This is a genomic window from Roseomonas sp. USHLN139 (assembly GCF_037145735.1).
Taxonomy (GTDB): Bacteria; Pseudomonadota; Alphaproteobacteria; order Acetobacterales; family Acetobacteraceae; genus Pseudoroseomonas.
The window spans coordinates 1-19,468 of the sequence record NZ_JBBCWY010000013.1 but is presented as its reverse complement, the minus strand read 5'-3'; the positions used below and the strand labels follow the sequence as shown (position 1 = coordinate 19,468).

The window sequence follows — 19,468 nt, the reverse complement described above, 5'->3', positions numbered from 1 at the left end:
CCATGCGACGTCGGCTGATGCTTACCGGAGCGGCGGCGACGCTGGCCGCGCCCGGCCTGGTCCGGGCCCAGCACCCGCATCACGGCATTCCGGTGCCGCCCGAGCAGATGGCGCCGCTGCGCGGCGAGGGGCCGGTCACCCTGACGCCCGCCCAGCTGGCGCAGCGCGCCGTGGCCAGCCCGGCGCCGCCCGGCCCGCCCGGAAGCTGGGCGGCGCGCGCCGCCCTGCCAATGCCGCGCAGCGAAATGGCCTGGGCCACCGCCTGGGCGGGGCGGATGCATATCCTCGGCGGCTATGCCGAGCAGCGGGTCGACCGCCCCTACCACCATGTCTATGACCCGGAAGCCGACCGCTGGAGCCTGCTCGCCCCGCTGCCGCGCGGCGCCAACCACGTGGCCGTCGTCGCCGATGCCGGCCGGATCTTCGCGCTCGGCGGCTTCACCGAGCAGAACCGCGCGGCGCATGACGGCGCCTTCCTCTACGATATCGCGGCCGATCGCTGGACGGCGATCGCGCCGCTGCCGCGGGCGCGCGGGGCGGCGGGCATCGCTGTCCTCGGCGGCCAGGTGCATCTGATCGGCGGCGCCACCGACCCGGCCGGCGAGCGCGCCAGCATCGCCTGGCACGAGGTCTATCACCCGCAATCCGACCGCTGGACGCAGCGCCGCCCGCTGCCCGGCGCGCGCGACCATGCCGGGGTGGTGGCGCATGGCGGCGGCATCCATGTGGTCGGCGGCCGCTTCAACACCTTCGAATACAACACGGCGCTGCACCATTTCTACGACCCGGCCCGCGACCTCTGGCTGGAGCGGGCGCCGCTGCCCACCACCCGCTCCGGCCACGGTCTGGTGCTGCTGGACGGCCGCTTCTGGGCGATGGGCGGCGAGACCGGCCGCTTCGAGGGCGGCGTGCTGACCGGCACGGTGCACGGCCAGATGGAAAGCTACGACCCGGCGACCGATACCTGGCAGAGCCATGCGCCGATGCCCACCCCGCGGCACGGGCTGGGCGCCGTGGCGCTGGGCCGCCGCATCCATGTCGCCGGCGGTGGGCCGGTGGTGGGGGGCGGCATCCAGACCTCCACCCATGAAGCCTTCACGCCGGGCTGACGCCGGCGCGCAACGAAACCGCGACGCCAGGCGCGGCCCCGGTCTATCCTCCCCCCGATGCCGGCCCAACGAGGCCGGCACGACGGAAAAAAAGAGGGAGGTTCAAGGATGTTGAAGCCGCTGCTGCGCGGGTTGCTGGCCTGCGTCCCCCTGCTGGCCGCTCTGCCGGCGCTCGCTGCCTTTCCCGACCGGCCGATCACCCTGGTCACCGGCTATGCCCCCGGCGGTTCGACCGACATCGCCGCGCGGCTGCTGGCCGACCGGATGCAGGCGCATCTGCCGAATGGCCGCATCGTGGTGGAGAACCGCGCCGGCGCCGCCGGGGTGGTGGCCAGCGAATGGCTGCGCCGCCAGGCGGCGGATGGCTATACCATCATGCTGGTGGAAAGCGGCTCGCACGGCATCGCCCCCAGCGCGCTGATCGGCGGCACCCGCTATCGCCCCGTCGAGGATTTTTCCCATATTGCCGTGGTCGGCACCGGGCCGCTGGTGCTGATCGCCAACAACGACTTCCCCGTGCGCACGGCGGCCCAGTTCACCGAGCTGATGCGCAACGCGCCGGCCGATAAGTATGCCTATGCCTCCTCCGGCGCCGGCACGCCGAATCACCTGGCGACCGAGATGCTGGCCTCGATGCTGGCGACGCGCTGGGTGCATGTCGCCTACCGCTCCGGCGGGCAGCAGGTGCAGGCGATCCACCAGGGGCAGGGGCAGTTCGGCGTCGCGGTGCTGGCCTCGGCGGCGGCGCAGATCCGCGACGGGCTGGTGCGCGGCGTGGCGCTGACCGGGCCGGAGCGGTTTCCGACCTTCCCGGACATCCCGACGCTCGCCGAGAGTGGCGTGCCCGGCTTCGACCTGCAGACCTGGAACGTCATCCTCGGCCCGGCCGACATGCCGGCCGAGATCGTCGCCGTGCTGAACCGCGCCATCCAGGACGCGCTGGCCGAGCCGGCACTCCGCGACAAGCTGGTCAATACCGGCGTCGCCCCCTGGCAGCAGCCCAACACCCCGGCCGATGCCCGTGCCTTCATGGCGCGCGAGGTAGAGAAATTCCGCGCCGTGGTGGCGCGGACCGGGGTGCAGCTGCAGCCCTGAGCTAGCTGGCGCGGCTCTCCCTGACCGTCAGGTCGGGCCGCGCCCTGAGCGCCGGCGACAGCGCGGTGCCGAGCCCCGGCGCGGTCGGCGCCTGCACCATGCCCATCCGGATCACTGGCAGCTCGGTGACCAGGTCGCGATACCAGGTGGCCAGCGTCGCCCGCACCACCTCCTGGAAGATCGCGGTCGGCGCGTGCAGCGCCAGGTGCAGCCCGGCCATCAGCGTCACCGGCCCGGTGCAGTCATGCGGCGCCAGGGGCTTCGCGTGGCTTTCCGCCAGCGCCGCGATCTTGCGGCCCTCGGTCAGCCCGCCGCACCAGGCGAGGTCGAGCATGACGACATCGATCGCCTCCGCCGCCAGCAGCTGCCGGAAGGGGACGGTGCCGGCCAGCGTCTCGCTGCCGCAGAGCGGCGTCGCGGTCCTGCGCCGCAGCGCCGCCAGCGCCCCGGCATCGTCCATCTTGTTCAGCGGGTCCTCCGCCCAGAAGACGCCGTAATCCTCCAGCCCGCGGCAGATCCGCTCGGCCGCCTGGGCGCCCCAGAGGCTGTGCAGCTCGCACATGATTTCGATCTTGTCGCCGACGGCGGCGCGGATCTTCCTGAACGGCTCCAGGCCGGTCTTCAGCTGCTCCAGCGTGATCAGGTGGCCGCCCGAGGCCGGCGCATGCACGTCGAAGGGCCAGATCTTCATCGCGGCATAGCCCTCGGACAGAAGGCTTTCGGCCAGCGCCCCGGCATCGCGCATGAAGGCCACCTGGTCGTCATAGGGGCCGATCGCCGCGTCGCCCGCGCCGATGTCGCGCCGTGCCACGCCGCTGGTGTTGTAGGCATAGCCGGCGCAGGTGTTGTAGGCGCGGATCTCCGTCCGGCAGGCGCCGCCCAGCGCCTCATGCACAGGCATGCCGTGGCGCTGGCCGGCCAGGTCCCACAGCGCCAGGTCGACGGCGCTGGCGGCGCGGATCTCGGCGCCGGCGCTGTGGAAGCCCAGATAGGGCGTCATCAGGTGCCGCGACACCGCCTCGATCCGCCGCGCATCGCGGCCGAGCAGCCAGGGTGCGACCTGCTCATGCAGCACCGCCTCCACCGCCTCGGCACCGCGGAAGCTTTCGCCGAGGCCGGTCAGCCCCTCGTCGGTCTCGAGCTCCAGCCAGATCAGGTTCGGCCGCTCGGCGATGCGCAGCGTGCGCAGGCCCGTGATTGTCGACATGCTTGCTTCCGTTCACTCGCCGCTGATGTGGTTGGCGCGGATCACCTCGCCCCAGCGGGCGGATTCGCTGCGGACATGCTCGGCCATGCGCTCCGGCGTGCCGCCCAGCGGCACCACCGCGGCCTCCTCCAGCCGGCGGCGGATCACCGGATCCTCGAGCGCCTTGTTGAAGGCCGTGTTCAGCCGGGCGATGGTCGCCGGCGGCGTGCCGGCCGGCGCCATGAAGCCGAACCAGCTGTCGATGACGATGCCGGGGATGCCGGCCTCGGCGAAGGTCGGCACATCGGGCAGCTCGGGGATGCGCTGCGCGGAGACGGCGGCGACCGCGCGCACCGCGCCCGAGCGGAGATGCGGCAGGATCGAGGGCAGGTTGTCGAAGAAGACGTCGATCCGCCCGCCGATCAGGTCGGTGATGGCCGGGCCGCTGCCGCGATAGGGCACATGCACCCAGTGCAGCCCGAGCCGGCCGCGCAGCAGCTCCGGCGTCAAATGGTTCGAGGCGCCCACGCCCGACGACCCGAAGCTCAGCCCGTCCGGTTTCTTGGCGAGTTCCAGCACGCCGGCCAGGTCGCGCGCCGGCAGGCCCGGGCGCACCGCCATGACGTTGCGCACCGCGCCGGTCAGGATGACGGGGGCGAAGCTCCTGTCCAGGTCGTAGCCGGGGTTGCGGTAGAGCGCCGGATTGGCCGCGCAGGTGCCGATCGTGCACTGCACCAGCGTGGTGCCGTCGGGCTGGGCGCGGGCGACCTCGGCGGTGCCGATATTGCCGGCGGCGCCCGGCTTGTTCTCGACCACCGCGCCGGCCGGCAGGTGCGGCGCGGCGCCCTGCGCCAGCAGCCGCGCGACGATGTCGCTGGTGCCGCCAGGGGCGAAGGGCACGACGATGCGCACCGGCCGCTCCGGCATCTGCGCGGCGGCGGGCAGGGCCAGCAGCGTCAGGGCAGCGGCCAGGACGGCGCGGATCGGGCCGCGGCGGGGCTGGGGCATGGCGTCTCTCCTCGCTCCCCGTTGCGCGGGGTTGCGGCGCAGCTTCGGCCGGGGCGGGGATTTGTCAAACAGATTCTCGGAAAGACGTTTTTCAGGAACAGCTTTTTACATCTTGCCCGGCAGGGCCGCGCCGCCGCATAACGGCTTCATGCCCTCCGACACGGCCCCCGCGCTGAGCGACACCGTCTATGACCGGCTGGCCGCCTGGCTGCGCGCCGAGGCGCTGCCGGAAGGCAGCCGCCTGCCCGGCGAGAACGCCCTGGCCGCGCGGTTCCAGGTCTCCCGCCCGGTGCTGCGCCAGGCCCTGGCCCGGCTGCGTGCCGAGGGCCGGCTCGAATCCCGCAAGGGCTCCGGCTCCTATATCCGCGCCCTGGCGCCGCCGGCGCTGCCGCCGATCCGCTTCGGGCCACTGGGCAATATCCCCGATGTCCGCGCCTTCCTGGAATTCCGCTGCGGGCTGGAGAGCGCCATGGCCGCCGAGGCCGCCCGCCGCGCCGATCCCGCGGCGCTGGACCGCCTGGCCGCGGCGCGCGTGGCGCTGGAGGCCGCGACGCGGGCCGGCGGCCCCTCGATCGAGGCCGATATCCTGTTCCACCAGGCCGTCGCCGAGGCCAGCGGTAACCGCTTCTACCAAGCGGTGATGCAGGCCCTGGTCGAGCAGACCCGCTTCGGCATCCGCCTGACCCGGGAACTCGCCCCGATGCCGGATGCCGAGCGCTTCGCCACGATGCGCCGCGAGCATGGCCGCATCGCCGAGGCCATCCTGCGCGGCGCCGCCGAGGCCGCCCGCGCGGCGATGCAGCAGCATCTGCAGAACGGCATCCGCCGGCTGTTCGGAGGCTAGTCCTTGCCCGTCCTCCCCGACGAGATCCTTGCCGAGCTGCGCGCCCGCTACGCCGAGCCCGGCCGCGCCTATCACGCCTGGCCGCATATCGCCGCGATGCTGGCGCGGGCGGCGTCGCTGGCGCCGGCCGATCCGCGCGCCTTCGAGATCGCCATCCTGTTCCACGATGCCGTCTATGATCCGCGCGCGCCCGACAATGAGCGGCAGAGCGCGGCGCTGATGCGGCGCCTGCTGGACGGGCGCTGCGAGGCGGCGGTGCTGGACCGGGCCGAGACGCTGATCCTGGCGACCGAGACGCATCGCCTGCCGGACGGCGATGCCGCGCTGCGCGCCGATGCCGCGCTGTTCCTCGACCTGGACCTGGCGGTCCTGGCCGGCGATGCGGCGGCCTTCGCGGCTTATGACGCCGCCATCCGCCGCGAATACGCGCATGTGCCGGAGGCCGAGTACCGCGCCGGCCGCCGCGCCGTGCTGCAGCGTTTCCTGGCGCGCGAGCGGATCTTCCTCAGCGCGGCGCTCGGCCCTGAGGCCGAGGCGGTGGCGCGGCGCAACCTGGCAGGGGCGATCGCCGCGCTGGGCTGACCGCCGCCGGCCACCGGATGAATTTCCCGCAACTCTTCACGCATCCGTGCGTTCAGGCGCGGCGGGAAGCGGGGAATGCCGGTGCGGGACGGGCGAAGCGGGCGAGGGTGGGGCCTGGCGATTCTGCCGCTGCTGCTGCTGGCGGCGGGCTGCAGCGGCGTGCAATCCGCGCTCGACCCGGCGGGGCAGGAGGCGCGGGTGGTGGCGCGCCTGTTCTGGGTGATGCTGGTGGCCGGCACGGTGATCTGGCTGGCGATGATGGGCATGGCCCTCTACGCCGCCCGCCGCCGCCAGCAGCCCTGGTCCGAGAAGGGCGCAGCACGGCTGATCCTCTGGGGCGGCGCGGTGACGCCGACGCTGATCCTGGCGGCGCTGCTGGTCTTCGGCCTCGGCCTGATGCCGGCGCTGCGCGCGCCGGGCGAGGGCTTGCGCGTCGAGGTCCAGGGCGAGCAGTTCTGGTGGCGGGTGCGCTACACCCTGCCGGACGGCCGCAGCTTCATCACGGCCAATGAGATCCGCCTGCCGCGTGGCCAGCGCGCCGAATTCCAGCTGACCGCGCAGGACGTGATCCATTCCTTCTGGATCCCGGCGCTGGGCGGCAAGATGGACATGATCCCCGGCGCCACCAACCGCCTGGTGCTGGAGCCGGAGAAAGTCGGACAGTATCGCGGCGTCTGCGCCGAGTTCTGCGGCCCCTCGCACGCGCGGATGGCCTTCAGCGTCGAGGTGCTGGAGCCCGAGGCCTTCGAGGCCTGGGTGCAGGCCGAGCTGGCCCCCGCCGCCCCGTCGCGCCATGCGGGGGCATCGCTGTTCTTGGCGCGCGGCTGCGCCGCCTGCCACACGGTGCGCGGCACCGCCGCCGCCGGGCGTATCGGGCCGGACCTGACGCATCTGGCCGGCCGCCACAGCCTGGGTGCCGGCATCCTCGAGAACAATGCCGGCAATATCGACCGCTTCATCCGTGAGGTCGGCGAGATCAAGCCGGGCGCCCGCATGCCGGGCTTCGCCATGCTGCCACCCGACGAGACCGCCGCCATCGCCGGCTGGCTGGGGAGCCTGCGATGAGCGAGGAACTGCGCGCGCAACAGGAAGAGCGCCTCGGCCGCGTCTGGGCCTCGGCGCCCGGCTGGCGCTACTGGTCGGCGGTGAACAACACCGAGGTCGGCCGCTGGTACACCGCGACCGCCTTCGCCTTCTTCCTCTTCGCCGGCGTCCTGGCCCTGCTGGTCCGCGCCCAGCTGGCGGTGCCGGAGAACGGCCTGGTCTCGGCCAGCCGCTACAACCAGCTCTTCACGCTGCACGGCACGGCGATGATGTTCCTCTTCGCCGTGCCGATCTTCGAGGCGGTGGCGATCCTGCTGCTGCCGACCATGCTCGGCGCGCGCGACCTGCCGTTCCCGCGGCTCTCCGCCTTCGGCTACTGGTGCTTCCTGATCGGCGGCGTCTTCGTCTGCGGCTCGATCTTCTTCAACGCCGCGCCCGATGGCGGCTGGTTCATGTATCCGCCGCTGACCACCAACCCGAAGCTGACCGGGATCGGCGCCGATATCTGGCTGCTCGGCCTGTCCTTCATCGAGGTCGCCTCGATCGCCGCCGCCGTCGAGCTGATCGTCGGCGTGCTGAAATGCCGCCCCCCCGGCATGCGCATCAACACCATGCCGCTCTACTGCTGGTACGTGCTGATCGTCGGCGGCATGATCCTCTTCGCCTTCCCGCCGCTGATCGCCGGCGACATCCTGTTCGAGCTGCAGCGGCTGGCGGACTGGCCCTTCTTCGACCCGGCGCGCGGCGGCGACCCGCTGCTCTGGCAGCACCTGTTCTGGATCTTCGGCCATCCGGAGGTCTACATCATCTTCCTGCCCTCCATCGCCCTGCTGGCGATGATGGTGCCGAGCTTCGCCCGCCGCCCGATCATCGGCTATTCCTGGATCGTGCTGGCCGCCGTGGGGACGGGCTTCCTGAGCTTCGGGCTCTGGGTGCACCACATGTTCACCACGGGGCTGCCGGCGATCTCGCTGGGCTTCTTCTCGGCCGCCTCGGAGGCCGTTGTCATCCCGACCGGCGTGCAGATTTTTGTTTTCCTGGCCACCATGCTGGCCGGCCGCGTGGTGATGTCGGTGCCGATGCTGTTCGCCGCCGGCTCGCTCGCCATCTTCGTCTGCGGCGGGCTGACCGGCGTGATGGTGGCGATCGCGCCCTTCGACTGGCAGGCGCATGACACCTATTTCGTCGTGGCCCATCTGCATTACGTGCTGGGCGGCGGCATGCTGTTCCCGCTGTTTGCCGGCGCCTACTACTATGTCCCGCTGGTGCTCGGGCGCCCGATGTCGGACCGCTGGGGCAAGCGCGCCTTCTGGCTGATGTTCGTCGGCTTCAACATCGCCTTCCTGCCGATGCATTTCACCGGCATGCGCGGCATGCCGCGGCGCGTCTTCACCTATCCGACCGGGATCGGCTGGGACTGGCTGAACCTGGTCTCGACCTGCGGCGCCTTCCTCTTCGCCGCCGGCGTCCTGATCTTCACCCTCGACCTGTTCCTCGGCGTGCGCCGCCGGGCGCCGGCCGCGCGCAACCCGTGGCAGTCCGGCACGCTGGAATGGATCAGCCCGCTGCCGGCGCCCGATTACGGCATCCGCAGCGTGCCCGAGGTTTCCTCGCGCTACCCGCTCTGGGACCAGCCGGCGCTGCCGCGCGAGGTCGCCGAGGGCCGCTGGTACCTGCCCGACGCCGAGGAGGGCAAGCGCGAGACCCTGGTCACCTCGGTGCTCGACGCCCGGCCGGAACAATGCCTGCGCGTCCCCGGCAACAGCTTCCTGCCGATGGCCTGCGCCGTGCTGATCGGCACCAGCTTCATCGGCACCGCCTTCCATTTCTACTGGAGCTCGCTGGCGGTGGGTGTCGCCGGCATCTTCGCCATCATGGTCTGGCTGTGGCGCGGCACCGCCGTGATCCCGGAGCGCGGCGAGAAGGATGTCGGCCGCGGCCTGCGCCTGCCGCTCTATGTCTCAGGCCCGCGCTCGGTCGGCTGGTGGGCGATGTTCATCACCATGTTCGGCGACATGACCGCCTTCGCCAGCCTGGTCTTCGGCTTCTTCTACTTCTGGACCATCCACGAGGTCTTCCCGCCGCGCCTGCCCGATGGCAGCCCGATGGGGCCCGGCCTGCTCTGGCCGGCCCTCGCGGCGGTGACGCTGGCCGCCGCCTGGGGCGCCATGCTCTGGGCCCGCGCGCGCAATGCCGCTGGCAGCGCGGCGGGACTGCGGCTCGGGCTGCTGGCCGCCATGGCGCTGGGCCTGGCCAGCGGCGCCGCGATGCTCTGGGCGCCCTGGCAGGCCGGGCTGGACCCGGTCAGCCATGCCTATCCGGCGACCGTCTGGGTACTGCTGGGCTGGGCCGCGCTGCACCTGCTGCTCGGCTTCATCATGCAGGCCTATTGCCTGGCGCGCAGCCTGGCCGGGAAGCTGACGACGCTCTACGACATCGATATCCACAATGTGGTGCTCTACTGGCATTTCGCCGCGCTGACCGGCGCGGTGACGCTGGCGGTCACCGCGCTCTTCCCGCTGCTGAGCTGAGGGGGCCGCCCGATGGTTCTCCGCCTGCGCGAGCGCGCCGATCTCTGGACCCTGCTGATGCCGCCCACCGTCTGGGCCACGCATTTCCTCTACTGCTACGTCGTCGCCGCGGTGCAATGCGCCAAGGCCGGGCAGATCAGCCTGACCGCGCCACAGGGCGGGCAGAGCTTCGCGCCGCTCGGCCCGGTGCCGCTGCTGGTCGGCCTCGGCACGCTGGTGGCGCTGGCGCTGATCCTGGTCGGTGCGCACCAGGCCTGGCGCCATATCGGCCGCGGCTTCGATGACCTGCCGCATGACGCGGCGACGCCCGAGGACCGGCAGCGCTTCCTCGGCTATGCCACGCTGCTGCTCTCGGCGCTGAGCTTCGTCAGCGTCCTCTTCATCGCGCTGCCCGCCTTCCTGATCCGGGACTGCCGCTGATGCGCGACGTGGCGCTGCCGCTGGGCCTCGGCGTGCTGGCCCTGGCCTGGGGCGGGCCGCTACACGCCGCGCTGGGGCCGAGCTTCACCGGCGGCATGCTGCGGCACATGGCGGTGGTCGCCATCGCCGCGCCGCTGCTGGCCCTCGGCCTGTCCGGCGGCCGCTTCGACGTGACGCTGCGCTGGCCGCGCCTGGCCGGGCCGATCGGCGCCTCGGTCCTCGAATTCCTGGCGGTCTGGGGCTGGCATCTGCCGGGCCCGCACAATGCGGCCTCGGCCTCGCTCGGGATGCGCGTGCTGGAGCAGGGCAGCTTCCTGGCCGCCGGCCTGCTGCTCTGGCTGGCCAGCATCGGCCCCGCCGAGCAGCGCGGCGCGCGCGGCGCCGGCGGCATCGTCGCCCTGCTGCTGACCTCGATGCACATGACGCTGCTCGGCGCGCTGCTGACCCTGGCGCCGCGCCCGCTCTACGACCACGAGGCCTGCCTGGGCCTGACCGTGCTGGAGGACCAGAGCCTGGGCGGCGTCGTCATGCTGCTGGTCGGCGGCACCGTCTACATGGCCGGCGGGCTCTGGCTGGCCGCCCGGCTGCTGCGCGAGGAGAAGCCGGCATGATCCTTCGCCTCACCTGGCGGCGCGCGCTGCTCGGCCTCGTGGGTCTTGGCCTCGCCGCTCTGCTCTTCCTGTTTTCCGGCCTGTTCAACATCGCCGCGACCGGCGGCCACTGGGCGATCACCGACTGGCTGCTGCATGGCGCGATGCGCAGCTCGGTCCGCACCTATTCGCTGCTGGTCGAGGCGCCGCCGCCGCTCGACGACCGCGCGCTGCAGGCCCGCGGCGCCGGCCATTACGCCGAGGGCTGCGCGCCCTGCCACGGCGCCCCCGGCGCGCCGCAGAACCCGGCGATGCGGCACAGCACGCCGCCGCCGCCGGATTTCTCCGAGGGCATCGACGACTGGGCGCCGCGCGAGCTGTTCCGCATCGTCCAGCACGGCGTCCGCTACACCGGCATGCCCGGCTGGATCGCGCCCGAGCGGCATGACGAGGTCTGGGCCATGGTCGCCTTCCTCGAGGCGCTGCCGGGTCTCTCGCCCGCCGATTACCGCGCCCTGTCCGAGGGCGAGCGGGCCGGCCTGCCGCAGGGCGGGCAGGGGGTGGAGGCGGCGCTGTCCGATTGCGCCCGCTGCCACAACCGCGACGGGCTGGGCCGCGATGGCGCCGCCTTCCCGCGCCTGGCTGGCCTGTCCGAGGCCTACCTGCTGTCCTCGCTGCGCGACTTCCGGAGCGGCACGCGGCCGAGCGCGCTGATGCGCCTGCCGGTGGCGGGCCTGGATGACGCGACGCTGCAGGCGCTGGCCCGGCATTACGCGGCGCAGCCGGCGCCGGTGCAGCCGGCCGGCGCCACCGTCGCGCCCGAGGTTCTGGAAGAAGGCGGCCGCATCGCCCGCGAGGGCCTGCCCGCCGCGCAGCTGCCGGCCTGCCTGTCCTGCCATGGCGGTGCGGCGCGGGCGCGCAACAGCGCCTGGCCACGGCTGGACGGCCAGCACGCGGCCTACCTGGAAGGCCAGCTGGCGCTGTTCCGCGACGGCCAGCGACAGGACCCGGTGATGCGCCCGATCGGCGACCGGCTCACCGCCGCCCAGGCCCGCGCGGTCAGCGCCTGGTTCGCGCGGCAGGAGGTGACGCCGTGAGCCGGGACGCCGGCTACGACCCCATAATGGGAATTATGTAAAAAATATCTCTGGCGTGACCGGCTGCCGCCCCGCTCAGCCCTCTTCCCAGAGCGGCAATCCGTCCGCCGCGGCGCCCAGCGCGGCGGCGATGCCGGCGGCCTCGGCGATTTCCGCCGGGGTCGCGCCGGCGGCGCGGGCCTCGTCGATCCCGGCCGGGTCCGGCCGTCCGGCGGCCTGGCCGGCGGCGAGCGCCACCAGCGCCCGGGTCTTGCTGCTGAGCCCGCCCGCGGCGGGCGGGGCGATCGAGGCGGCGGCGGTCATGGCATCGGCTCCGCGGCGGGGGTGACGATCAGAGGGTGGGCTCGGGAAAGGAGACCAGCGCGCCATAGAGCTCGCGCAGCACCGCCTTCACCGCGTCGGAATGCTGGTAGAGGCGGATGAAGCGCAGCAGCCGCGCATCGCCGGCACGGTCCGGCCGCGCGACGAAATGGAAGGTGTAGCGCGGGTCGTTCTCCAGGATCAGCGCGCGCGTCGCGTCCAGCCCGCCGAGCCGGGCGAAGGTCGGATAGGTGACGCCGGCATCGAGCTCCTCCAGCGTGCGGGCGATCTGCGGCCCGTCGATCGCCACCAGCCGCAGCCGGCGCGGATTGTCGAGGATGTCCTCCGGCGTCGCCCGCTCCTCGGCGCCGTCCCGCAGCCGCAGCAGCCCGGCCTGGCGCAGCAGCATCAGCGAGCGCCCGGTGTTGATGACATCGCCGGAATAGCCGATGCGCGCCCCCTCGGGCAGCGCCGCCAGCGTCGCGTGGCGCTTCGAATAGAGGCCGAAGGCGGTGGCATAGGCCGGCGCCACCGGCACCAGGTTCCAGCCGGCCTGCTGGTTGGTGAAGCTGAGATAGGGCCGGTGCTGGAACAGGTTGGCGTCCTGCTCGCCGAAGACGACGCTGCGGTTCGGCGTCACCCAGTCGGCGAATTCGGTCAGCCGCACGGCCAGCCCCGCCGCCCGCGCCTCGGCCGCCGCGGCCTCGATCGCCTGGTTCGAGATGCTGGTCGCCAGTGCGATGCGCAGCGGCGCTTCCTGCGCGCGGGCGATACCGGCGGTGGCCAGCCCGACGAGGGCCGCGCCGGAGAAAGCCAGGCGGCGGCGCGAGAGCATCGGGCCGGGCGGGGGACGGAGCGGCATCACGGGCGTAAATTCGCGATCATGATCGGTGGATTTTTGTGCTGTCTGTCGCCTAAATTAGGCGGTCGTTGCCGCAGGTTCAATCCGGATTTCCCGGTCGCGACGCTGGGAGCGGATTTTCAACAATCCGACATCGCTAAATTTCCGGCCCCGCCGCAGGATTCCCGCACCACCAGCCGGGTCGGCAGGATCGCCTGCTCGGCGGCGGCGGCGGGGTCCTGCAGCCGGCGCAGCAGCAGCCGCACCGCGGTCTCGCCGATGCGGCGCGGCTCGGTGCGCAGCGTGGTCAGCGCCGGGCGGATCGTCGCCGCCTCGGCGACATCGCCGATGCCGGTCACCGCGAGATCGCCGCCGATCTCCCAGCCGGCCCGCTGCAGCGCCGGGATGGCGGCGAAGGCGAGCACGTCATTGACGCAGACCAACGCGTCCGGGCGTTCCGGCAGGTCGGCCAGCAGCCGCGCCACCGCCTCGCCGCCGGCGCGGGTGCCGGGGACGCGCAGCAGCACCGGCGGCGGCAGGCCGTGCCGGCGCAGCGCGCGGCGCAGCCCGTCGAGCCGCTCGCGCACGCCGGAATGCAGCATCCCGGCGCCGGCGAAGACGAAGCGCCGGCGGCCGCCGGCGATCAGGTGCCCGGCCAGCGCCTCCACCCCTTCCCGGTTGGCCGGGCCGGCGAAGTCGCCCGCCAGGCCCGGCGTGCGCCGCATCGCCTGCACGCAGGGCAGGCCGAGGCCGGCGATTTCCTCGGCGCGGGTGCCGATCGCCGGGCAGAGCAGGATGCCATCCACCCGCTGCTCGCGCAGCCGGCGCAGCGCGCGGCCCTGGCGGTCGCGGCAATCGCCGGTCGCCGCCAGGAAGGCGATGTAGCCGGCGGCGTCCAGCGCGGCCTCGGCGCCGGCGACCAGCTCGGCGAAGAAGGGGTTGTCGATCTCGGTGACCAGCAGCCCGGCGGTCTTGGTGCGGGCGGCGCGCAGGGTGGCGGCGCCGCGGTTGTAGAGATAGCCCACCGCCTCGGCCGCCGCCTGGACGCGGGCGCGCGTCGCCGCCGCCACCAGCGGGCTGTCGCGCAGCACCAGCGAGACCGTGGCGCGCGAGACGCCGGCCTCGGCGGCCACCTCGGTCAGGGTTGGCCGGCGCGTCTCGGGATGCCTCGGGGCCATGCCGTTCCTCTTTCCGGCAGCAAAGCGCGGATCGGCCATTGCGTCCATTGGATCAATCTAACTAGCATCGCGGCCAAGGCCGGCCCAGACCGCGCCGACAGGAGGAACCGCCATGCCGCTGCGGCGCCGGTCGCTTTCGCTCGCCCTCGGCGGCCTGCTCGCCGCCCCCCGCCTCGCCCGCGCCGCCTGGCCGGAGCGGCCGATCCAGATCGTCTGCCCGGGGCCGGCCGGCGGCGGCATGGACACCTATGCGCGCGCCGTCATCCCCTTCGTGGCGCCCCGCCTCGGCAACGCGACCATGGTGGTGGTCAACCGCCCCAATGCCTCCGGGCAGCTGGCCTTCGAGAGCGTGGCGCTGGCCGAGCCCGATGGCTACACCATCGGCGTGGCGCAGACGCCGAACCTGGTCACCCTGCCGATCGAGCGCGCGGTGCGCTACCGCGTGCAGGATTTCACCTTCATCGCCAATGTCGTGGAGGACCCTTGCGCCCTCTTCGTCCGCGCCAACTCGCCGCTGCGCGACATGGCGGGGCTGCTCGAGGCGGCGAAGGCGAAGCCCGGCCAGCTGGCGATCGGCAGCGCCGGCATCGGCACCGACGACCATCTGCTGATCCTGGCGCTGCAGCAGGCGACCGGCGCCAGCTTCTCCCACGTCCCCTATGCCGGTACGCCGCCGATCATCAACGGCGTGCTGGCCGGCGACATCGCTGCCGGCTCGCTCAATGTCAGCGAGGGGCTCGGCCTGGTGCGGCAGGGCACGCTGCGGCTGCTCGGCCAGGGCGGCGCGGCGCGCTGGGAGATGGCCGCCGATATCCCGACCTTCCGCGAGCAGGGCATCGATGTCGTCGCCGGCTCGACCCGCGGCGTCATCGCCCCGCCCGGCATGCCGGAGGCGCTGCGCGACCGCTTCCGCGCGGCCTTCGCCGGGGCGCTGGCCGATCCCGGCTGGATCCGCGAGGCGGCGCGGCTGTCGCTGCCGCTGCGGGTGATGGATGGCGAGACGCAGCGCCGCGTCTTCCTGGAAGACGACGCCAAGCTGCGCGAGCTGTGGAAGCGCGCGGCCTGGCGCGAATAACCTGAGGAAAGCTGAAAAGAATGTCTGCACCTGAACGCCTGCGCGCCCTGCTGGGCGAGCCCGGCCTGGTCGTCATGCCCGCCGTCTGGGACGGGCTGAGCGCCAAGATGACGGCGGCCGCCGGCTTCCGCACCGTCTTCCTCTCCGGCTCCTGCGTCGCGGCCTCGCGCCTCGGCGGGCCGGATCTCGACCTGATCTCCTTCGGCGAGATGTTCGACAGCTTCAACATGGTGCGCGGCGCGGCGCCGGAGCTGCTGGTCCTGGCGGATGCCGACCATGGCTATGGCAATGCGATGAACGTGCAGCGCACGGTGCGCGCCTATGGCCGGGCCGGCGCCGCCGCGGTGCTGATCGAGGACAAGATCACCCCGCGCGCGCTGACCGCCGCCGGCAAGCCCTGCCTGCCGCGCGACGAGGCCCGCATGAAGATCCGCGCCGCCGTGCAGGCCGCGAAGGAATCCGGCATCCTGGTGCTGGCGCGCACCGACTGCCGCCCGACCCAGGGCTTCGACGAGGCGCGCGCCCGCATCGAGGCCTTCGTCGAGGAAGGCGCCGATATCCTGTTCCTGGATTCGCCGGCGGATGAGGACGAGATCCGCGGCTTCGTCGAGGCGGCGGGCGGCAAGCCGACCTTCGCCGTGCTCTCGCCGGGCGCCCCGCGCGCGACGCCGGGGCAGCAGCGCGCCGCCGAGCTCGGGCTGAAGATCGGCACCTTCCCGACGGGGATGCTCTCGCCGGTCGCGGCCGGCATCAAGGCCGGGCTGGCGGCGCTGGCCGCCGGCGCGGTCGCCGCCGACAGCGCGCTGCCGCCGCCGGAGCTCTCGGCCCTGCTGGGCTACGGCGATTACGACCGCGACGCCGCGCCCTTCCGCCTGGGCTGAAGATCCTGCTCCCCCGCGGCGGCGCGCCGCCGCGGGAGGATGGAGGTCAGAAACCCTCCAGCACGATCTTGCCGCGCGCCTTGCCGCTTTCGATCAGCGCATGCGCGCGCTTCAGATTGGCCGCGTTGATGGTGCCGAAATTCTCCGCCAGCGTGGTGCGCAGCGTGCCGGCCTCGACCAGCCGCGCCACCTCGTTCAGCAGCCTGCCCTGCTCCGCCATGTCGGCGGTCTCATAGATCGGCCGGGTGAACATCAGCTCCCAGTGGATCGACACCGACTTCCGCTTGAAGCGGTTGACGTCGAGCGTCTCCGGATCGTCGATCAGGCCGAAGCGGCCCTGCGGCGCGATCAGCTCGGCGATCTCGGCCAAATGCTGGCCGGTCTCGGTGGTGGAGAAGACGAAGGCGGGCGCGCCGAGGCCCAGCCCAGCCACCTGCGCCGCCAGCGGCTGGCGGTGGTCGATGACGTGATGCGCGCCCATCTGCCGCACCCAGTCCTGCGTCTCGGGGCGGGAGGCCGTTGCGATGACCGTCAGGTCGGTCAGCTGCCGCGCCAGCTGCACCGCGATCGAGCCGACGCCGCCGGCGCCGCCGATGATCAGGATGGCGCGCGCCGCCCCCGGCACCGGGCGGGCCACCTCCAGCCGGTGGAACAGCGCCTCCCAGGCGGTGATGGCGGTCAGCGGCAGGGCCGCCGCCTCGGCATCCGACAGGTTTTTTGGCGCGTGCCCGACGATGCGCTCATCGACCAGGTGGAACTCGGCATTGGTGCCGGGGCGGATCAGGGAACCCGCATAGGCAACCCGGTCGCCTGGCCGGAACAGCGAGGCTTCCGGTCCGGCCGCGACCACGGTGCCGACGGCGTCCCAGCCCAGCAGCTTCCATTGGCCCGCCTCGGGCGCGGCGTTGCGGCGGATCTTGGTGTCGACCGGGTTCACCGAGACGGCGCGCACCTGCACCAGCAGGTCGCGGCCGCGCGCCTCGGGCCGGGGCAGCTCGATGTCGACCAGCGCGTCCTCGCGGGTGATGGCGCCGGGCGCCTGGTAGCCGATGGCCTTCATGACTCTTGCTCCTCGTCAGCGTCCGGGAGCAGAGATAGGGGCGGGACCGCCAGCGTCCATACGCACAAGCACCGCCCCTAGTGTCGAAAAGGATACCACCCCCTTGGCTAAGCCCCGCCATGCCCGGCTGGATTGCAATCCCGGCTGCCCGGTCGAGGCCGCGGTCGCGCTGATCGACGGCAAGTGGAAATGCGTCATCCTGTTCCACCTGCTGGAGGGGACGATGCGCTTCAGCGAGTTGCGCCGCCGCCTGCCCGGCGTCACCCCGCGCATGCTGACCAACCAGCTGCGCGAGCTGGAGCAGGACGGGCTGATCACCCGCACCGTCTATGCCCAGGTGCCGCCCAAGGTGGAATACGAGCTCTCGGCGCTCGGCCGCTCGCTGCAGCCGGTCCTCGGCGCGCTGAAAGCCTGGGGCGACGCGCATATCGGCCTGTTCCGCGCCGCCGCCTGATTGACCTGCCCCGCGTTCCGGCAAGAATGCCTGCAGGGAACCCAGGAGGGACGTGGCATGCGGTTGATCGCCTTCGAGCAGGAGGGGCGCGCGCAATGGGGCGCCCGGGTGGGCGAGGCGCTGGTGGCGCTGGCCGATCTGGTGCCGGACCTGCCGGCCGAGCCGAACGCGGCGCTGGCGGCGCTGGACCTGCCGCGCAACGCCCAGGCCCTGGCCGCAAAACTGGCCGGCGCCCCGAGCCGCCCGCTGGCCGGCATCACCCGCCTCCCCGCCGTGCCGCGGCCCGGCAAGATCATCTGCATCGGCCTGAACTATGTCGAGCACGCCAAGGAGGGGAACAACCCGATCCCCGACTATCCGGCGGTCTTCCTGCGCGGGCCGAGCTCGCTGGCCGCCCATGGCAGCGCGCTGCTGCGGCCGAAGGCCAGCCAGAAATTCGACTATGAGGCAGAGCTCGCCATCGTCATCGGCCGCCGCGCCCGGCACCTGACGGAAGCCGACGCGCTGGACTGCGTCGCCGGCTATACCTGCATGAACGAGGGCTCGCTGCGCGACTTCCAGCGCAAGTCGACGCAGTGGAGCATGGGCAAGAATTTCGACCGCACCGGCGGGCTGGGGCCGGAGATCGTCACGCCGGACGAGCTGCCGCAGGGGCCGAACGCGCTGCGCATCAGCAGCCGCATCAACGGCCGCACGCTGCAGGACAGCAACACCGCCGACATGATCTTCTCGGTGCCGCGGATCCTGGCGATCCTGACGGAGGTGATGACGCTGGAGCCTGGCGACGTCATCGCCACCGGCACGCCGAGCGGCGTCGGCTATCCGCGCCAGCCGCCGGTCTTCATGCAGCCCGGCGACACGGTGGAGATCGAGATCGAGGGCATCGGCATCCTGTCGAACTCGGTCGAAGACGAAGCCTGAGCCTGGCCGCACGGGGTGGCTGTCGCGCCGCCCCGCGCCATGCTTCCATGCCCCGGCACAGCATGGAGAAAGCCCGATGCAGCCACATGCCCTGAAGCTGCCCCCCGGCCGGATGCTGCCGGGCGCGGTCGGGCTGAACCGCGGCGTGGTGCGGCCGAACTACGCCTTCCTGCCGCCCGAGGGCGTGCTGAAGAGCCGCCTGCCGAACTACGAGAAGACCGCGGCACGCTTCCTCGCCGCCCCGGCGCTGGGCGCCCGCTTCGCGCAGTTCATCCTGGAGATCGAGCCCGGCGGCGGCAGCCTTCGGCCCGTGGCGGAAGCCGGCATCCAGCATTTCTACTACGTGCTGTCCGGCGAGGTTTCTCTCAGTGTCGGCGATCTCGGCCCGAAAACCGTCGATGTCGGCGGCTTCCTCTACGCGCCGCCCGGCCTGCCGCTGACCCTCCGCAACGCGGGCGCGGCGCCGGCCCGGGTGCTCGGCCTGCGCAAGCGCTACCAGGCGCTGGAAGGCGTGGCGCCGCCGGGGCCGATCCTGTCGCACACAGGCGAGGTGCCGCGCACCAACCACACCGGGCTGGAGGGCCGCGGCTTCCAGCACCTGCTGCCCTTCGGCGACCTGGCCTTCGACTTCGAGATGAACCTGATGTGGTTCGGCCCCGGCACCTTCTTCCCCGCCGTTGAGACCCACATCATGGAGCACGGCCTTTACATGCTGCAGGGCCAGGGCCTCTACCTGCTCGGCACCGAGTGGCACGAGATCTGGCAGGACGACTTCATCTGGATGGGCGCCTTCTGCCCGCAGCAATTCTACCCGACCGGGCCGGACGAGGCCGCCTACCTGCTCTACAAGGACATGAATCGTGATGTTTATCTGTGACTTAGGATTCACGCGTCGTCCAGCCACTTCGCCCCAACTCAGGTCACTAGGATTCATGACAATTAATGTTTTCTCGCTTTGACTCTATCTTTGTTCATTTTTATTTCTATACGATAACGAGCGGTAGGGTGAGCAGCTGCGCGCTGAGGAACCTACCGAGATAAGGATCGAGAACAAGCCAGCCACCCCTGCCCCTGCGCCAACCTGCAGATGCCTAGGCTACTTCCGAGGCCGGTTTTTCGATTTCAGCTGAGGCGGCTGAGTTAGAGCATGATCCGACCTGTTTGACTCGGACGGGGATTCCCGGGCGGCTGGAAATCTGATTCACCCTGTTGGCCGGGAGGAGGCCGGTGGTGATGAGCAGAGCGCTGTCGT

At 72.2% G+C, this 19,468-nt stretch carries 20 protein-coding genes; 14 read left to right on the top strand and 6 right to left on the bottom strand.

Features of this window, described 5'->3' with window-relative positions:
• Positions 1-2 precede the first annotated feature (2 nt).
• Positions 3-1,109, top strand: a complete 1,107-nt coding sequence (locus tag WFI16_RS23770) for a Kelch repeat-containing protein (protein WP_419900342.1) — start codon at positions 3-5, stop codon at positions 1,107-1,109.
• Between the two features lie 108 nt (positions 1,110-1,217).
• A complete protein-coding gene (locus WFI16_RS23765) occupies positions 1,218-2,204 on the top strand; it encodes a Bug family tripartite tricarboxylate transporter substrate binding protein (RefSeq protein WP_419900341.1) in 987 nt (328 codons plus the stop codon).
• Between the two features lies 1 nt (position 2,205).
• Here WFI16_RS23765 and WFI16_RS23760 read toward each other — a convergent pair whose 3' ends face one another.
• Both WFI16_RS23760 and WFI16_RS23755 read right to left on the bottom strand, forming a co-directional pair.
• Positions 2,206-3,411 carry a mandelate racemase/muconate lactonizing enzyme family protein gene (locus WFI16_RS23760; protein ID WP_419900340.1) on the bottom strand — a complete coding sequence of 402 codons (1,206 nt, stop codon included), beginning with the start codon at positions 3,409-3,411 and terminating at the stop codon, positions 2,206-2,208.
• A 12-nt stretch (positions 3,412-3,423) separates the two neighbouring features.
• Complete coding sequence (locus WFI16_RS23755) at positions 3,424-4,398, bottom strand: Bug family tripartite tricarboxylate transporter substrate binding protein (RefSeq protein ID WP_419900339.1); 975 nt, start codon at positions 4,396-4,398, stop codon at positions 3,424-3,426.
• Between the two features lie 148 nt (positions 4,399-4,546).
• On the opposite strand from WFI16_RS23755, the gene WFI16_RS23750 reads away from it, so the two are divergent.
• The 7 genes from WFI16_RS23750 to WFI16_RS23720 all read left to right on the top strand — a co-directional run bounded on the left by WFI16_RS23750 (position 4,547) and on the right by WFI16_RS23720 (position 11,506).
• Positions 4,547-5,242, top strand: a complete 696-nt coding sequence (locus WFI16_RS23750; protein WP_419900338.1) for a FadR/GntR family transcriptional regulator — start codon at positions 4,547-4,549, stop codon at positions 5,240-5,242.
• A gap of 3 nt (positions 5,243-5,245) precedes the next feature.
• Positions 5,246-5,824, top strand: a complete 579-nt coding sequence (locus tag WFI16_RS23745) for an HD domain-containing protein (protein ID WP_419900337.1) — start codon at positions 5,246-5,248, stop codon at positions 5,822-5,824.
• A 75-nt stretch (positions 5,825-5,899) separates the two neighbouring features.
• Positions 5,900-6,889, top strand: a complete 990-nt coding sequence (coxB, locus tag WFI16_RS23740) for a cytochrome c oxidase subunit II (RefSeq protein ID WP_419900336.1) — start codon at positions 5,900-5,902, stop codon at positions 6,887-6,889.
• On the top strand, positions 6,886-9,399 hold the full coding sequence (gene ctaD, locus WFI16_RS23735) for a cytochrome c oxidase subunit I (protein WP_419900335.1): 2,514 nt from the start codon (positions 6,886-6,888) through the stop codon (positions 9,397-9,399). The genes coxB and ctaD overlap by 4 nt, the downstream gene beginning before the upstream one ends.
• A gap of 12 nt (positions 9,400-9,411) precedes the next feature.
• Positions 9,412-9,819, top strand: coding sequence for a hypothetical protein (locus tag WFI16_RS23730; protein ID WP_419900334.1), 408 nt, complete (start codon positions 9,412-9,414; stop codon positions 9,817-9,819).
• Positions 9,819-10,430, top strand: coding sequence for a cytochrome c oxidase assembly protein (locus WFI16_RS23725; RefSeq protein WP_419900333.1), 612 nt, complete (start codon positions 9,819-9,821; stop codon positions 10,428-10,430). Before WFI16_RS23730 ends, WFI16_RS23725 begins: the two co-directional genes overlap by 1 nt.
• Positions 10,427-11,506 carry a c-type cytochrome gene (locus WFI16_RS23720; RefSeq protein WP_419900332.1) on the top strand — a complete coding sequence of 360 codons (1,080 nt, stop codon included), beginning with the start codon at positions 10,427-10,429 and terminating at the stop codon, positions 11,504-11,506. Before WFI16_RS23725 ends, WFI16_RS23720 begins: the two co-directional genes overlap by 4 nt.
• A 75-nt stretch (positions 11,507-11,581) precedes the next feature.
• On the opposite strand, the gene WFI16_RS23715 is transcribed toward WFI16_RS23720, so the two are convergent.
• The 3 genes from WFI16_RS23715 to WFI16_RS23705 form a co-directional block, all read right to left on the bottom strand.
• Positions 11,582-11,809: a carboxymuconolactone decarboxylase family protein gene (locus WFI16_RS23715; RefSeq protein WP_419900331.1), complete on the bottom strand. Its 228-nt coding sequence runs from the start codon at positions 11,807-11,809 to the stop codon at positions 11,582-11,584.
• A gap of 28 nt (positions 11,810-11,837) precedes the next feature.
• Positions 11,838-12,668: a MetQ/NlpA family ABC transporter substrate-binding protein gene (locus tag WFI16_RS23710; protein WP_419900330.1), complete on the bottom strand. Its 831-nt coding sequence runs from the start codon at positions 12,666-12,668 to the stop codon at positions 11,838-11,840.
• Positions 12,669-12,787: 119 nt separating this feature from the next.
• On the bottom strand, positions 12,788-13,825 hold the full coding sequence (locus WFI16_RS23705) for a LacI family DNA-binding transcriptional regulator (RefSeq protein WP_419900329.1): 1,038 nt from the start codon (positions 13,823-13,825) through the stop codon (positions 12,788-12,790).
• A gap of 112 nt (positions 13,826-13,937) precedes the next feature.
• On the opposite strand from WFI16_RS23705, the gene WFI16_RS23700 reads away from it, so the two are divergent.
• Both WFI16_RS23700 and WFI16_RS23695 read left to right on the top strand, forming a co-directional pair.
• Positions 13,938-14,900, top strand: a complete 963-nt coding sequence (locus tag WFI16_RS23700; RefSeq protein WP_419900328.1) for a tripartite tricarboxylate transporter substrate binding protein — start codon at positions 13,938-13,940, stop codon at positions 14,898-14,900.
• Between the two features lie 20 nt (positions 14,901-14,920).
• Entirely contained in the window at positions 14,921-15,781 is an 861-nt protein-coding gene (locus WFI16_RS23695; RefSeq protein ID WP_419900327.1) for an isocitrate lyase/PEP mutase family protein, read from the top strand.
• A 46-nt stretch (positions 15,782-15,827) separates the two neighbouring features.
• Here WFI16_RS23695 and WFI16_RS23690 read toward each other — a convergent pair whose 3' ends face one another.
• The gene (locus tag WFI16_RS23690; RefSeq protein ID WP_419900326.1) at positions 15,828-16,841 is read right to left on the bottom strand and encodes a zinc-binding alcohol dehydrogenase family protein; all 1,014 of its coding nucleotides are present in this window, start codon (positions 16,839-16,841) and stop codon (positions 15,828-15,830) included.
• Between the two features lie 103 nt (positions 16,842-16,944).
• Here WFI16_RS23690 and WFI16_RS23685 point away from each other — a divergent pair, with 103 nt between their 5' ends.
• From WFI16_RS23685 to allE, 3 genes are all read left to right on the top strand, one after another.
• Positions 16,945-17,295, top strand: coding sequence for a winged helix-turn-helix transcriptional regulator (locus WFI16_RS23685; protein WP_419900325.1), 351 nt, complete (start codon positions 16,945-16,947; stop codon positions 17,293-17,295).
• A gap of 57 nt (positions 17,296-17,352) precedes the next feature.
• The gene (locus WFI16_RS23680; protein WP_419900324.1) at positions 17,353-18,216 is read left to right on the top strand and encodes a fumarylacetoacetate hydrolase family protein; all 864 of its coding nucleotides are present in this window, start codon (positions 17,353-17,355) and stop codon (positions 18,214-18,216) included.
• Between the two features lie 76 nt (positions 18,217-18,292).
• Entirely contained in the window at positions 18,293-19,093 is an 801-nt protein-coding gene (gene allE, locus WFI16_RS23675) for a (S)-ureidoglycine aminohydrolase (protein WP_419900323.1), read from the top strand.
• Positions 19,094-19,468: the final 375 nt, after the last annotated feature.